Below are 13,603 nucleotides of genomic sequence, written 5' to 3' on the forward strand. Positions count from 1 at the left end.
ACGTCAACTGCCGTGAAAACGCGAGGGTGATCCCGACCACACGGATCACCCCGCGCGCGAAGCGCGACGGAGCGGACCCCGACCCGGCGGGGCCCGCTCCGTCGTCCCGCCAGCCCCCTTGGTCCGCGTCTCAGCTCACCACGTGGCCCGTACCTGGCGGATGATCCGCCGCCGCAACCGCACCCTGCGGCTGCCGTCCCGCATGAGGCTCAGACGGTGCAACTCCCAGTGACCGTACTCGGCATGGTCCGTCAGCAGACGTGCCGCCTCCTTGCGGGAGACCCCGCGCGGTACGTACACGTCGACAAATTCGTATTCCGGCATCGCATCTATTGTGCGGGCTGGGGCCTCGTACGGATAGCGTCTGCACTATGTCTGATGCTGCGCAGCCCACCGCTGCCGAGGTACGCGCCGCCGCCGAGGCGGTCAAGACCGCGCTCGACCGCCACCTGGCCGCGGTCGAACGCCGGTCGGGTGAGGACGACCCGGCCGTCTACGAGGCGTTCAACGAACTGGCCGCTGCGGCGGAGACGTACGACGAACTGCTCTACGACCGGTACGACGAGGTCACCCCCTTCGAGATCCCCGGCACCGACGACTCCCTCCCGCCGTACGCGGGCCCGGAGGAGCCGAACGCCCTGAGCGTGCTGATCCGCCGCGACTACGCGGTCGCCGAACCCCAGCGGCTCCTCGCGCAGGCCCAGCGGGTCGAGGCGGCCGAGTACGACGGCGGCGAGGACACCGCGAGCACCGTCCACGGCGCCCTCGGCATCCTCTTCGGCGAGTACGAGCCCGACGAGATCGCCTCCCGGCACAAGGAGTTCGGCCTGGAGGAGGGTGACTCGACGCTCTGGGTGGTCGCCGCCGACGACCCGGCCGACCCCGGCGAATGGCTGGAGTCCCCCTTCGACCAGGCCGACCCCCAGCGGGTCGTCTGCCGCTTCGACGTCAGCGCGGTCTTCGACGAGGAGTCGGAGGACGAGGACTTCGAGGAGGACGAAGGCGACGAGGTGGATGACGTGGATGTGGTCGACGTGGAGGATCTGGAGCCGCTGGACGCGGACCGGCGGTAGGGGGCGCGGCGCGGGTCTCGCGAGAGGCCGACGGCGCGGGTGCTCATGGTGAAGGGCGCGGGGGTTTTCCCTCCGCGCCCTTCGCGTGCTCCGGTCCGTACTGCCTTGTTGGTTACCCCGTCGCCACCGGCACCTGTCCGCGCAGCAGCACCGGCAGCCGGGTTGTCCGCGGCTTCGGCAGGACCTCGGCGACCGCGTGCGGGAGGGCCTGTTCCACGCCGTGGACGACCGACAGGTGCCGCTCGGGGCGGCTGAACGCCGTGTACACCCACGCCCGCGACAGCGCCTGCGCCGCGTCCCCGGGCAGCACCACGACCGCCGCCGGCCAGCGCGCGCCCGCCGCCTGGTGCGCTGTCAGCGCCCAGCCGTGCCGCAGGGTCTGCTCGACACGGTCCTTCGGTACGAGGACGGCGGCGCCGGCGCAGGTGATGCGCAGGCCGTCCGCGTCGGCGCCCACGACCCGGCCCGGGACCGTGCGGCCGGGCGCGGGGGCGTAGGCGACCAGGTCGCCCGGGTCGTACCCGGCGAACCGTCCCGGGCCGGGGTTCAGGCGCTCCTTGAGGGCCGCGTTCAGCGCGCGCGTGCCGGCCGCGCCGCCGTGGCCCGGCGTGATCACGACGGTCTCCCCGGGGGACACCCCGAACGCCCTCGGTACGGAGTCGGCGACCAGCTGCACGGTCCGGTGCACGGCCTCCCCGGCGTCCCGCACCGGGACGATCACGATCTCCTTGCCGGGCGCGTCCACCTGGTTCAGCTCCCCGATGCCGATCCCGGAGACCAGCTCCCCGATCGGCCCCGGGTCCGGCGTCCGCGACGCGACCTGCGGGCACACGCGCGCGGCGAGCACATCCCCGAACACGCGTCCCGCGCCGGCCGACCACAGCACCCCGGGGTCACCGCTGAGCACCAGCCGCGCCCCGTCCGGCAACGACTCCACGACCATCGCGGCTGCCTCGACGTCCAGTTGAGGCGCGTCGAGCAGGATCAGCAGGTCGAGCGCGAAGGCCCCGTCGGAGTCCCGTCCGGGACCTTCGAGACCGGCGAGGAGACCGGGGAGGGTGACGACGGAGGGGGTGGGGAGGGGGGCGCCGCTTGCGGGGCCGGGGCCGGGGCCGGGGGGCGGGGTGACCGGGGTGCCTGCGGTGGCTTCCCTTGTGCGGTGTGGTGGGCCTGCCGGGGTGCCGTGGGTGGCGGCGTTGTTGTGGCTGTCTGCGGGGGCGCCGGTGGTGTCGTGTGTGTCTGCCGGGGTGCCGTACGTGTCTGTGTCGGCCCCCCTGGGATGCGCGGGGTGCGGGATGCCTCCCCCGGTGCCGGGTTCCGCGTTCAGCAGCGCCGCGAACCTCTGGCGGCCGTCCGCCGTGTGGCAGGCGGCGACCGCGCGCAGGCCCAGGGCGTGGGCCGCGTCGAGGAGGGCGGCCGGTTCCGCGCGGGACGCCTCGCCGCCGGTGTGCAGGACGAGACCGTTCGCGGCGACGGCGCGGATCAGGTCGGCGGCGCCGCGGGGTGCGGTGGAGGCGGCCGTCTCCCACGCGGGGGAGTCGTCCTTGGGGAGCGCGTTGACGATCCGGGCGAGCCCGTCGGCGAGGCTCTCCTCCGCGAGCGCGTGCCGTTCGAGGCCGACCAGCACACGGACGGGACGCTCCTCCTCGTCGTCCTGCGCGGGCGCGGCTCCGGGCTCCTCCAGAGCGTCCTGGAAGATCAGCGCCTCCCCCTCGGCGACGGTGTCCTGTACGGCGCCGTCGGGGTCCGGTACGCCCCGCTGGGCCAGCGCGCCGGTCAACACCGACAGCTCCAGCGCGGTATGCCCGGCCAGCGCGGCCTGCTCCAGCAGCCACAGCGTCACCGCACGCCCCCGCCGCTCGTCCGCCGGCCCGCACTCGGCCCCGAGCAGGGCCCGCGCGAACCCGTCCGCCTGCTCGGGCCGCACCCCGGAGACCCGCAGCAACTGCCAGGGGTCCTCCCGCAGCAACTCCGCCGCACCCTCTCCGAGAGCCACCGCGACCTGCGGCGCCAGGGCCTCCGGCGCGGACCCGCCGACGAGGACGCGCCGGACGGCGTCGACGAGGGCGGGGGAGGGGGCGAGGGGGTTCCCGCCGACCCCGGGGAACGGGGCCAGGAAGCCCTCGGCGCCCCCGGAGGCCGAGGTGAAGGGACTCCCGGCACCCCCGGAGGACGCGGCCAGGGAGCCCCCGGCAATCCCGGGACTCGCGGCACTTCCTACGCCGCCCGTGCCGCCCGCGCTTCCCGAGCCACTCAAGCCGCCCGCGCTTCCCGTGCCGCTTGTGCCGCCCGTGCTTTCCGCGCCGCTCGCGACGCCCGAGCTTCCTGTGCCGCCCGAGCTTCCCGTGCCGATCGCGCTCACCGAGCCGCCCGAGCCACCCCCGCTTCCCGTGCCGACCGCGCTTCCCATGCCGCCCGTGCCGACCGCGCTTCCCGTGCCGACCGCGCCAGCCATGCTTCCGGTGGGCCCGAACCCGGTGTCAGCCCCCGGGCCTCCAGCGGCCCTTGAGACGCCGGTGGTACCCCCGGCGCGATCTCCCCCGCCGGACCCGAACCCCCCGGCGGTCGCGGCGTCCCCCACCGCCGACGGAGCGGACCCGTCCGGCATCCCCCGCTCAGGACGTCGCCCAGGGCCGGGAACGCTCCGCGAGGGAGGCGCGGCGTACGCGCTCGCGGGCTTCGCGCCGCTCTCCACGGCCCGTACGGCGGCCAGCAGTTCCGCGGCGGTCCCGCTCAACTTGCCGCCTGCGGCGATCGGACCGGCCTTCTCGGCCTTGCGCCGCGCGATCCGCTCCCGCTCGATCTTCTGCGCGGCGAGTTCGGCCTGGGCCTCACTGAGTTCAGGAGCCGCGGCCTCACCCTTCTGAGCCTCACCGGAACCATCCGCACCCTCACCGCCGGAGCTTTCCGCGCCGCCGGTCTCCCCGCTCGCCTCGGTTCCCGCCAGGCCGGAGGACTCCCCAACCGCTTCGACCTGGCCGTCCCCGCCCTCGGCGACCGAGAGTGCGGGCTCCTCGGCGCGCACACGCTCCCCGCCCCCGGCCTCCCCGCCGGTGGCCACCGGACGCGCGGCTTCCTCGGCCGCAACGCTCCCGGCGCCCTCCACCTCACCCCCGCCTCCGGCGCTCCCCGCACCCGAGGCGTCCGCGCCTTCGGCGTCCTGCGCTTCGCCCCCGGCGACCGCTGCCTCCCCCGTGCCCGAGGCGTCCGCGCCCTCGACGTCCTGTGCCCCGCCCTCGGCGAGATCCGCTTCCCCGCCCCCGGCGCTCCCCGCACCCGAGGCGTCCGCGCCCTCGACGTCCTGCGCTTCGCCCCCGGCGACCGCTGCCGCCCCCGCGCCCGAGGCATCCGCGCCCCCGGCATCCTGCACCCCACCCCCGGCGCCCCCTGTCCCCCCGGCGCCCAACCCCCCGCTCGCGTCGGTCTCCCCCTCCGGTGCCCCCGGCGTTTCGTTCTCCGTGGTCTCCGGGTCCGTGCTCACAGCGTGCTCCAGTCGTGATCGGGATAGCGGTGCACGGGCGCCGACACGTCGTCGAGGGCCCGGCAGATCTCGTCTGGAAGCGTAAGGGCCTCCACTGACAACGCGGCGCTGAGCTGCTGCGCGTTGCGCGGGCCGATGATGGGCGCGGCGACGCCGGGCCGGTCGCGGACCCAGGCGAGGGCGACGTGCAGCGGGGTGACGGCGAGTCCGTCGGCGGCGGTCGTCACCGCGTCGACGATGCGGCTGGCCGTGTCGTCGAGGTAGGGCTCGACGAACGGCGCGAAGTGGTCGGAGGCGGCGCGGGAGTCGGGCGGGAAGGCGTCGGCGCGGTACTTGCCGGTGAGGACGCCCCGGCCGAGCGGCGAGGAGGGCAGCAGCCCGATGCCGAGGTCGATCGCGGCCGGCAGCACCTCGCGCTCGACGCCGCGCTGGAGGAGCGAGTACTCCATCTGCGTACTGGACAGCCGCGTACGCGTGCCGGGCGCGGCGAGCTGCCAGGTGGCGGCCTTGGCGATCTGCCAGCCGCAGAAGTTGGAGACGCCCGCGTACCGCGCGCGCCCGCTGGAGACAGCGATGTCGAGGGCCTGGAGGGTCTCCTCCATCGGCGTGTGGGGGTCGTACGCGTGGATGTGCCACACGTCCACGTAGTCCGTGCCGAGGCGGGCCAGCGACGCGTCCAGCGCGGCCAGCAGATGGCCCCGCGAGCCGTCGAAGCGGCGGTCGGGGTCGGGCACGCTGCCCGCCTTCGTCGCGATGATCAGGTCCCGGCGCGGGACCAGGCCCTCTATGAGACGCCCCAGCAGGTATTCGGCATCCCCGTCGCCGTACACGTCCGCCGTGTCGACGAGGGTGCCGCCCGCTTCCCAGAACGTCTTCAAGAGGTCCGCCGCGTCGTGCTCGTCGGTGTCGCGGCCCCAGGTCAGGGTGCCGAGCCCGATACGGGACACGCGCAGGCCGGTGCGGCCGAGATGCCTCTGCTCCATGAACGCCGAGATTACTGGCCAGAACCGGGCGGTGGGTGGCCTGTGGATAACCGAATCCGCAGGTTGTGGATCGCAAGGCCGGTACTCCCGGCCGTGCGGGGGTGCGCGCTATGGTCTGTCCACAACGGACGTTACTGATCGGTAAGGGGATGCGGCCAATGCAGCTCGGGATCAACCTCGGGTACTGGGGTGCCGGGATGGACGGGGACAACCTCGCCGTGGCGCAGGAGGCCGACCGGCTCGGCTACGCCGTGTGCTGGGCGGCCGAGGCGTACGGCTCGGACGCGGCGACCGTGCTGACGTGGGTCGCCGCCAAGACCGAGCGCATCGACGTCGGGTCGGCCATCTTCCAGATCCCGGCCCGCCAGCCCGCGATGACCGCGATGACCGCCGCGACCCTGGACTCCCTGTCCGGCGGGCGCTTCCGCCTCGGCCTCGGCGTCTCCGGGCCGCAGGTCTCCGAGGGCTGGTACGGCGTCAAGTTCGACAAGCCGCTGGCGCGCACCCGCGAGTACGTCGAGATCGTCCGCAAGGCGATGACCCGCGAGCGCCTGTCGTACGAGGGCGAGCACTGGACGCTTCCGCTGCCCGGCGGCCCGGGCAAGCCGATCAAGCTGACCGTGCACCCCGAGCGCGAGCACATCCCGCTCTACATCGCCGCGATCGGCCCGAAGAACCTGGAGCAGACCGGCGAGATCGCCGACGGCGCGCTGCTGATCTTCCCCTCCGCCGAGCACCTGGAGGACACCGCGCTGAAGCACATCCGCGCGGGCCGCGAGAAGGCCGGCCACACCCTCGAAGGCTTCGACGTCTGCCCGACCCTGCCGCTCGCCCTGGGCGACGACAAGGACGTCGAGAAGCTCGCGGACACCTTCCGCCCGTACACGGCCCTGTACGTCGGCGGCATGGGCAGCCGCAAGCAGAACTTCTACAACCAGCTCGCCCAGCGCATGGGCTACGAGGCGGAGGCGGCGGAGATCCAGGACAAGTTCCTGGCGGGCGACAAGACCGGCGCCGCGGCGGCCGTCCCCCACGACCTGATCGACAAGACCGCCCTGCTCGGCTCGGTGGACCGCATCGCCGACCGCATGAAGTCCTACGCCGCCGTCGGCGTCACCACCCTCACCCTCGCCCCCGCGGGCTTCACCCTCGAAGAGCGCCTCGCGTCCCTGCGCGCGGGCGCGGAGGCCCTGGAGCTGGCCGGGGTGGCGTAACACCCCGGAGGGTTCCACGGCCGTGGCGGGGGCTCGGGGGTCTCCCCGCCACGGCCGACTGTGAGGAACAACGTCACTGCACGTGCGGAGTTACGGGGTGGGGGTACTTCGGACGGGTGAGTTGTCCGACCGACGTGTTGCGGGCAGGAAGAGATCGGACTTGACTCTTTCTTTGCGAAACCCCCGCAGGCGTGGAACGAGGTGATCGGGATGCTGTCGGCGAAGAGCCTGTTCGAGGAGATCCTGGACGACGACGAATCGTTCAGGCTGTTCTGTTCGATCGCGGCGAGCGGCGAGGCGCAGGGCGGCTGGGAGAACGCGCGGATCGCGGCCCTGGTCCCCGAGAGCGAACGCGACCTCGTGCCGAAGATCGCCCGCCACGGCGCCGACGAGGACAAGCACGGCCGGATCTTCGGCGCCCTGATGAAGAAGCGCGGCCTTGACCCCGTCCCGGTCCCCCCCGGACACCGACTACACGATGCTCCTGGAGCGCGGCGGCATCGGCCTGGCCCACGAGAAGCTGAAGGCGGACCAGCCGCTCACCGTCCAGGACGTCGTCACCTACCTCGCGCACAGCAGGGTCACCGAACAGCGCGCCTCCGAACAGATGGACCTCCTGCGCAGGCACTTCGCCGACCACCCCGACCTGGGCCGCGCCGTACGGATGATCTCCGCCGACGAGGACAACCACCTCGCCTACTGCCACGAGGAACTGCTGCGCTTCGCGCGCGCGGGACACGGCCGGACGATCCAGCGCACCCTGCGCGCGTGCGCGCTGGCGGAGATCAGGGTCTTCCGGGACGTCAGCCTCGCGGTGATGGCGCACATGGGCCGCATCCTCGGCTGGCCGAGGACGAAGTCGGCCGCCCTCGCGGCGGGCATCCACGCCCTGTACGCGTACGAACGCCTCGCCGGCTGGCACCGCATGGTCTCCCTGGAGATGCCGGCCCGCAGGAACGCCCTGGGCGGCCCGGCCGGCCCGCAGCTCGCCTGAGCCCAGCCCAGTTCAGCCCAGTCCAGCCCCGGAAAACCACCCCTCACAGCCACCCCCGCCGCTTGAACAGCCGGTACAGCACCACCTCGAACACGGCCATCACCAGGATCACCGCCGGATACCCCCACACCCACCGCAGCTCCGGCATGTGGTCGAAGTTCATGCCGTAGATCCCGGCGATCATGGTCGGCACGGCAGCCATCGCGGCCCACGCGGAGATCTTCCGCATGTCGTCGTTCTGCCGGACGCTCATCTGCGCGAGGTGCGCCGACAGGATGTCCGAGACGAGCCGGTCGAGCCCCTCGACGGACTCGTTCACGCGCGCGAGGTGATCGCCGACGTCCCGGAAGAACGGCCGGGACGTGTCGTGCACGAACGGCACGGGCGTCCCGTAGGACCCCGACAGCCGGGTCAGCGGCAGCGTGAGCGGCCCGGTGGCGCGCCGGAACTCCAGGACCTGGCGCTTGAAGGTGTAGATCCGCGACGCGGCCCCGCGCGAGTCCCCGCCGTCCGGCGAGAACACCTCCGCCTCCAGCCCCTCCAGATCGGTCTGGAGTTCGGTGGCGACCTCCAGGTACCGGTCGACGACGGCGTCCGAGATCGCGTACAGGACGGCCGTGGGGCCCTTCGCGAGGAGTTCGGGCCGCTCCTCCTCCAGCCGGTGCCGTACGGCCGCCAGAGGGGCGTCCTGGCCGTGTCTGACGGTGACGACGAAGCCCTCGCCGAGGAAGACCATCACCTCGCCCGCCGAGACGGTGTCGCGGTCCTGGTCGTACCCGACCGGCTTGAGGACCACGAACAGCGAGTCGTCGTACACCTCCAGCTTGGGCCGCTGATGGGCCTTGAGGGCGTCCTCCACGGCCAGCGGGTGGAGCCCGAACTCCTCGGTGACGAGGGAGAACTCGTCCTCGGTGGGCTCGTGCAGCCCGATCCACACGAAGCCGCCGCACGCCCGAGCCCCGGCCAGCGCGTCGGAGAAGTCCGGCGGACCCTCCACCCGGCGGCCGTCACGGTAGACGGCACAGTCGACGATCACGGAGAGTATTCTCCCTTCGCCCGAGAGACAGCGCACACGCGCGGACACCTACCCTGGCCGCATGCCCACCCTCATCCTCGTCAGGCACGGCAGGTCCACCGCCAACACTTCCGGGGTGCTCGCCGGCTGGACGCCCGGCGTCGCCCTGGACGAACGCGGCACCGCACAGGCCGCCGCCCTGCCCGGACGGCTCGACGGACTGCCGATAGCGGAAGTCGTCACCAGCCCCCTCCAGCGCTGCCAGGAGACCGTACGGCCCCTCCTGGACGCGCGCGGGATCACCGCGCACTCCGACGACCGCATCGGGGAGGCCCACTACGGCGACTGGAGTGGACGCAAACTCGCCGAACTGAGCGGCGACCCCCTCATGGAGGTCGTCCAGGCCCACCCCTCGGCCGCCGCCTTCCCCGGCGGCGAGTCCATGCGCTCCATGCAGACCCGCGCCGCCGAAGCCGTACGCGAGTGGAACGCGCGCGTGGAGCGCGACCACGGCGAGAACGCGGTCTACCTGATGTGCTCCCACGGCGACGTCATCAAGTCGCTCGTCGCGGACGCCCTCGGCCTGCACCTCGACCTGTTCCAGCGGATCTCCGTCGAACCGTGCTCCGTCACCGCGATCCGCTACACGCGCCTGCGCCCCTTCCTGATCCGCCTCGGAGACACCGGCGATCTCTCCTCCCTCGCGCCGCGCGAGGAGCCTCCGACCGGGCACGCGACCGTGGGAGGCGGTGCGGGCGCACCGTGATCGTCGCCCGCAGTAGGGTGAAGCGGTCCGCACAGCGCGCGCACACGCGCAGGACGTAATCCGAACCCACGACTCTTACTGGAGACAGGACGTGTCCCGTCAGGTGTTCCTCTACGACCCGCCGGACCGCTTCGTGGCCGGCACGGTCGGACTGCCCGGACGCCGTACCTTCTTCCTCCAGGCCGTCGCCGGCCCCCGGGTGACCAGCGTCGCGCTGGAGAAGACCCAGGTCGCCGCGCTCGCCGAGCGCATGGACGAACTGCTGGACGAGGTCGTGCGCCGCAGCGGCGGAAACGCCGCCGTACCCGCCGTCGCCCCCGCCGAGAACTCCGACACCCGCCCCCTCGACTCCCCTGTCGAGGAGGAGTTCCGGGTCGGCACCATGGCCCTCGCCTGGGACGGCGAGGAACAGCGCATGATCGTCGAGGCGCAGGCCCTCGTGGAGCTCGACGCGGACTCCGAGGAGGACCTCGCCGAGGCGGAGGAACGCCTCCTCCAGGACGAGGAGAACGGCCCCCCGATGCTCCGCGTCCGCCTCACCGGCGCACAGGCGCGCGCGTTCGCCAAGCGCGCCCTGGACGTCGTCAACGCGGGCCGCCCGCCCTGCCCGCTGTGCAGCCTGCCGCTCGACCCGGAGGGACACGTATGTCCGCGCCAGAACGGATACCGGCGAGGGGCGTGACCACCGTCGAACCCGCGGACACGCTCCTCCTGGCGCGCGGTGAGCTGACCGTGCGCGGACGCATCAGCGACGCCTCCAACGCGGCCCTGTACTGCACGGTGACCCACGACGGCCGGGAGGCGGCCTGCGTGTACAAGCCCGTCGCCGGGGAGCGGCCCCTGTGGGACTTCCCCGACGGCACGCTCGCGCAGCGCGAGGTCGCCGCGTACGAGGTGTCCGCCGTGACCGGCTGGGGGCTGATCCCCCCGACCGTCCTGCGCGACGGCCCCTACGGCGAGGGCATGTGCCAGCTGTGGATCGAGGCGTCCCCTGAGGCCGAACTCCTCGCGCTCGTCGACGCGCGGGAACCGGAGCCGGGCTGGAAGGCCATCGCGTTCGCCGAGGTCGGGGAGGGGAAGACCGCCCTCCTGGTGCACGCCGACGACGACCGCCTGCGCCGCCTCGCCGTCCTCGACGCCGTCATCAACAACGCCGACCGCAAGGGCGGCCACCTCCTGCCCACCGCCGACGGCCCGCTCTACGGCATCGACCACGGCGTCACCTTCAACACCGAGAACAAGCTCCGTACGCTCCTGTGGGGCTGGGCGGGCGAGCCCCTGACGACGGATGCCCTCACGGCCCTCAAGGCCCTCAGAGGGGCCCTGGAGCCCTCCGGAGCCCTCACCGCGACCCTCACGCCCCTCATCACCCCGGCCGAGCTGGACGCCACCCGCGCGCGGGTCGACGACCTGCTGACGACCGGCAAGCACCCGCAGCCCAGCGGAGAGTGGCCCGCGATCCCCTGGCCGCCGGTCTGAAAACTCCCCACCCACCCTGCACATCCCCCCGATCCCCGCAAGACCGCCTTTTCCGTCATCCGGTGCGCTCCGGTTCGTATACCGAACTACGGTCCGGTTACGCTCATGACATGCATGCCTGGCCCGCTTCCGAGGTCCCCGCCCTGCCTGGTCAGGGCCGCGACCTGAGGATCCACGACACCGCGACCGGTGACCTCGTCACCCTCGACCCCGGTCCCGTCGCCCGTATCTACGTGTGCGGCATCACGCCGTACGACGCCACGCACATGGGACACGCGGCGACCTACAACGCGTTCGACCTCGTGCAGCGCGTGTGGCTCGACACCAAGCGGCAGGTGCACTACGTCCAGAACGTCACCGACGTGGACGACCCGCTGCTGGAGCGCGCCGAGCGCGACGGCGTGGACTGGGTCGCGCTCGCCGAGAAGGAGACCGCCCTCTTCCGCGAGGACATGACCGCCCTGCGGATGCTGCCCCCGCGGCACTACATCGGCGCCGTCGAGGCGATACCCGGCATCGTGCCGCTCGTCGAGCGCCTGCGGGACTCCGGCGCGGCGTACGAACTCGACGGCGACATCTACTTCTCCGTCGAGGCCGACCCGCACTTCGGCAAGGTGTCCAACCTGGACGCCGCCGCGATGCGCCTGCTGTCCGCCGAGCGCGGCGGCGACCCCGACCGGCCGGGCAAGAAGAACCCCCTCGACCCGATGCTGTGGATGGCCGCCCGCGAGGGCGAGCCGAGCTGGGACGGCGCCTCCCTCGGGCGCGGCCGGCCCGGCTGGCACATCGAGTGCGTCGCCATCGCCCTCGAACACCTCGGCATGGGCTTCGACGTCCAGGGCGGCGGCTCCGACCTCGCCTTCCCGCACCACGAGATGGGCGCCTCCCACGCGCACGCGCTGACCGGCGAGTTCCCCATGGCCAAGGCGTACGTCCACGCCGGCATGGTCGCCCTGGACGGCGAGAAGATGTCCAAGTCCCGCGGCAACCTCGTCTTCGTCTCGCAGCTGCGCCGCGAGGGCGTCGACCCGGCCGCGATCCGCCTCGCGCTCCTCGCCCACCACTACCGCGCCGACTGGGAGTGGACCGACCAGGTCCTCGCCGACGCCGAGGCCCGCCTCGCGCGCTGGCGCGCCGCCGTCTCCCGCCCCGACGGCCCCGAGGCCGAGCCCCTCGTCCAGGAGATCCGCGACGCCCTCGCGCACGACCTCGACGCACCGGCCGCCCTCGACGCCGTCGACCGCTGGGCCTCCCGCCAGCAGGAGCAGGGCGGCACCGACATCGGCGCGCCCGGGGTCGTCTCCCGCGCCGTCGACGCGCTGCTCGGCGTCGCCCTGTAAGGGCAACGCCCAGGCGAACAGGGGCGGTTCCCCGTACCGGCACGTGTCACCGGTACGGGTGAACCGCCCCTCACGCTTGACGCCCCCCCGCGAGCCTCAGCCGCTTCGGCTCCTCAAGCTATCGATGCCCTGTCAACCCCTGTGTCCCGCGCGGCAGTTGTGATGGGGTGGGATCCCAGTTGACCGCCGGACCGGCCAACTGCCGGTCCCCGCACGCGGAAGGACGCCCCGTGGCACCCACACACGGTTCCTTCGCACAGCCCTTCTCCCGCCGCCGGATGCTCACCGCCGGCGCGGCGGCACTCGGCGCAGCCGCCATCGGCACCACGACAGGCACGACGGCCCACGCGGCCCCCCGCGCCGCCCGGCCCGACCTCATCCCCCTCCCGAACGGCTTCCGCCCCGAAGGCATCGCCATCGGCCGCGCCCCCTACGCCTACCTCGGCTCCCTCGGCGACGGCTCCATCTACCGCGCCGACCTGCGCACCGGCGAGGGAAAGATCCTCTCCGCGGGCCCCGGCACCCCCTCCGTCGGCCTCAAACTCGACGACAGGGGACGCCTGTTCGTCGCCGCGCGCGGCGAGGGCGCCCGCGTCGTCGACGCCCGCAGCGGCGAGATCCTCGCCACCTACCGGCTCACCACGACGACCCCCACCTTCGCCAACGACGTCCTCCTCACGCCGCGCGCCGCATGGTTCACCGACTCCTTCCAGCCCGCCCTCTACGCCCTCCCCCTCGGCCGGGGCGGCGCGCTCCCGGCCGCCGCCGACGTCGTACGCGTCCCCCTGAGCGGCGCCTGGGCGCAGGTTCCCGGCGAGGTCGTCAACGCGAACGGGATCGCGCGGACGCCCGACGGGTCGGCGCTGCTCGTCGTGCAGTCCGGCGTGGGCGCGCTGCACCGGGTCGACCCGCGCACCGGCGTGACCACGCTCGTCGACCTCGGGGACGCGGCGCCGCTCACCAACGGCGACGGGCTGCTGCGCGCCGGACGGCTCCTGTACGTCGTACAGAACCGGCAGAACGCGATCGACGTGTTCCGGCTGGCCGCCGACGGCCGTAGCGGGGTGTTCCTGCGGCGGATCACCGACGCGGACTTCGACGTGCCGACGACGGCCGCCGCCTACCAGGGGCGGCTGTACCTGCCGAACGCGCGGTTCACGACGACGCCGACGCCCGAGACGGCGTACGCGGTGGTCGCGGTACCGGCGTAGAAGGAGCAGGAGAAGAGGGCAGGGGCACCGGTCGGTGCCCCTGCCCT

11 protein-coding genes and 1 pseudogene are annotated in these 13,603 nt (G+C 73.3%); 8 read left to right on the forward strand and 4 right to left on the reverse strand.

Going from position 1 to position 13,603, the window contains the following annotated elements:
* Window positions 1-135 precede the first annotated feature (135 nt).
* Complete coding sequence (locus PV682_RS08515) at window positions 136-324, reverse strand: DUF5703 family protein (RefSeq protein WP_010350366.1); 189 nt, start codon at window positions 322-324, stop codon at window positions 136-138.
* A gap of 47 nt (window positions 325-371) precedes the next feature.
* On the opposite strand from PV682_RS08515, the gene PV682_RS08520 reads away from it, so the two are divergent.
* Complete coding sequence (locus PV682_RS08520; protein WP_319725719.1) at window positions 372-1,073, forward strand: hypothetical protein; 702 nt, start codon at window positions 372-374, stop codon at window positions 1,071-1,073.
* A 112-nt stretch (window positions 1,074-1,185) separates the two neighbouring features.
* Here the strand turns inward: PV682_RS08520 and PV682_RS08525 are convergent, their stop codons facing one another.
* Both PV682_RS08525 and PV682_RS08530 read right to left on the reverse strand, forming a co-directional pair.
* The gene (locus tag PV682_RS08525) at window positions 1,186-3,681 is read right to left on the reverse strand and encodes a helix-hairpin-helix domain-containing protein (protein ID WP_319726280.1); all 2,496 of its coding nucleotides are present in this window, start codon (window positions 3,679-3,681) and stop codon (window positions 1,186-1,188) included.
* Between the two features lie 869 nt (window positions 3,682-4,550).
* Complete coding sequence (locus PV682_RS08530) at window positions 4,551-5,537, reverse strand: aldo/keto reductase (RefSeq protein ID WP_055724937.1); 987 nt, start codon at window positions 5,535-5,537, stop codon at window positions 4,551-4,553.
* A gap of 158 nt (window positions 5,538-5,695) precedes the next feature.
* Between PV682_RS08530 and PV682_RS08535 the strand changes: the two genes are divergently transcribed.
* A complete protein-coding gene (locus tag PV682_RS08535) occupies window positions 5,696-6,751 on the forward strand; it encodes an LLM class F420-dependent oxidoreductase (protein ID WP_319725723.1) in 1,056 nt (351 codons plus the stop codon).
* Between the two features lie 210 nt (window positions 6,752-6,961).
* A pseudogene (locus tag PV682_RS08540) lies at window positions 6,962-7,745 on the forward strand (ferritin-like domain-containing protein).
* Between the two features lie 43 nt (window positions 7,746-7,788).
* On the opposite strand, the gene corA reads toward PV682_RS08540, so the two are convergent.
* A complete protein-coding gene (gene corA / locus PV682_RS08545) occupies window positions 7,789-8,781 on the reverse strand; it encodes a magnesium/cobalt transporter CorA (protein WP_319725725.1) in 993 nt (330 codons plus the stop codon).
* 61 nt (window positions 8,782-8,842) lie between these two features.
* Between corA and PV682_RS08550 the strand changes: the two genes are divergently transcribed.
* From PV682_RS08550 to PV682_RS08570, 5 genes are all read left to right on the forward strand, one after another.
* Window positions 8,843-9,526, forward strand: coding sequence for a histidine phosphatase family protein (locus PV682_RS08550; RefSeq protein ID WP_055718975.1), 684 nt, complete (start codon window positions 8,843-8,845; stop codon window positions 9,524-9,526).
* A gap of 91 nt (window positions 9,527-9,617) precedes the next feature.
* Window positions 9,618-10,208 carry a DUF3090 domain-containing protein gene (locus PV682_RS08555; RefSeq protein WP_055718976.1) on the forward strand — a complete coding sequence of 197 codons (591 nt, stop codon included), beginning with the start codon at window positions 9,618-9,620 and terminating at the stop codon, window positions 10,206-10,208.
* Window positions 10,172-11,005, forward strand: coding sequence for an SCO1664 family protein (locus tag PV682_RS08560; RefSeq protein WP_407705621.1), 834 nt, complete (start codon window positions 10,172-10,174; stop codon window positions 11,003-11,005). The genes PV682_RS08555 and PV682_RS08560 overlap by 37 nt, the downstream gene beginning before the upstream one ends.
* Before the next feature lie 110 nt (window positions 11,006-11,115).
* Entirely contained in the window at window positions 11,116-12,345 is a 1,230-nt protein-coding gene (mshC, locus tag PV682_RS08565) for a cysteine--1-D-myo-inosityl 2-amino-2-deoxy-alpha-D-glucopyranoside ligase (RefSeq protein WP_319725732.1), read from the forward strand.
* A 230-nt stretch (window positions 12,346-12,575) separates the two neighbouring features.
* Window positions 12,576-13,556, forward strand: coding sequence for an SMP-30/gluconolactonase/LRE family protein (locus PV682_RS08570; RefSeq protein WP_319725734.1), 981 nt, complete (start codon window positions 12,576-12,578; stop codon window positions 13,554-13,556).
* Window positions 13,557-13,603 lie beyond the last annotated feature (47 nt).

The sequence above is a fragment of the Streptomyces niveiscabiei genome, from assembly GCF_033794345.1.
Lineage (GTDB): Bacteria > Actinomycetota > Actinomycetes > Streptomycetales > Streptomycetaceae > Streptomyces > Streptomyces niveiscabiei.

Excerpts from the sequence above, each read along its gene's own strand:
- PV682_RS08515 (WP_010350366.1), bottom strand. The coding sequence starts at position 324 with ATGCCGGAATACGAATTTGTCGACGTGTACGTACCGCGCGGGGTCTCC.
- PV682_RS08550 (WP_055718975.1), top strand. The coding sequence starts at position 8,843 with ATGCCCACCCTCATCCTCGTCAGGCACGGCAGGTCCACCGCCAACACT.
- PV682_RS08525 (WP_319726280.1), bottom strand. The coding sequence starts at position 3,681 with ATGCCGGACGGGTCCGCTCCGTCGGCGGTGGGGGACGCCGCGACCGCC.
- PV682_RS08520 (WP_319725719.1), top strand. The coding sequence starts at position 372 with ATGTCTGATGCTGCGCAGCCCACCGCTGCCGAGGTACGCGCCGCCGCC.
- PV682_RS08535 (WP_319725723.1), top strand. The coding sequence starts at position 5,696 with ATGCAGCTCGGGATCAACCTCGGGTACTGGGGTGCCGGGATGGACGGG.
- mshC (WP_319725732.1), top strand. The coding sequence starts at position 11,116 with ATGCATGCCTGGCCCGCTTCCGAGGTCCCCGCCCTGCCTGGTCAGGGC.
- PV682_RS08530 (WP_055724937.1), bottom strand. The coding sequence starts at position 5,537 with ATGGAGCAGAGGCATCTCGGCCGCACCGGCCTGCGCGTGTCCCGTATC.
- PV682_RS08560 (WP_407705621.1), top strand. The coding sequence starts at position 10,172 with ATGTCCGCGCCAGAACGGATACCGGCGAGGGGCGTGACCACCGTCGAA.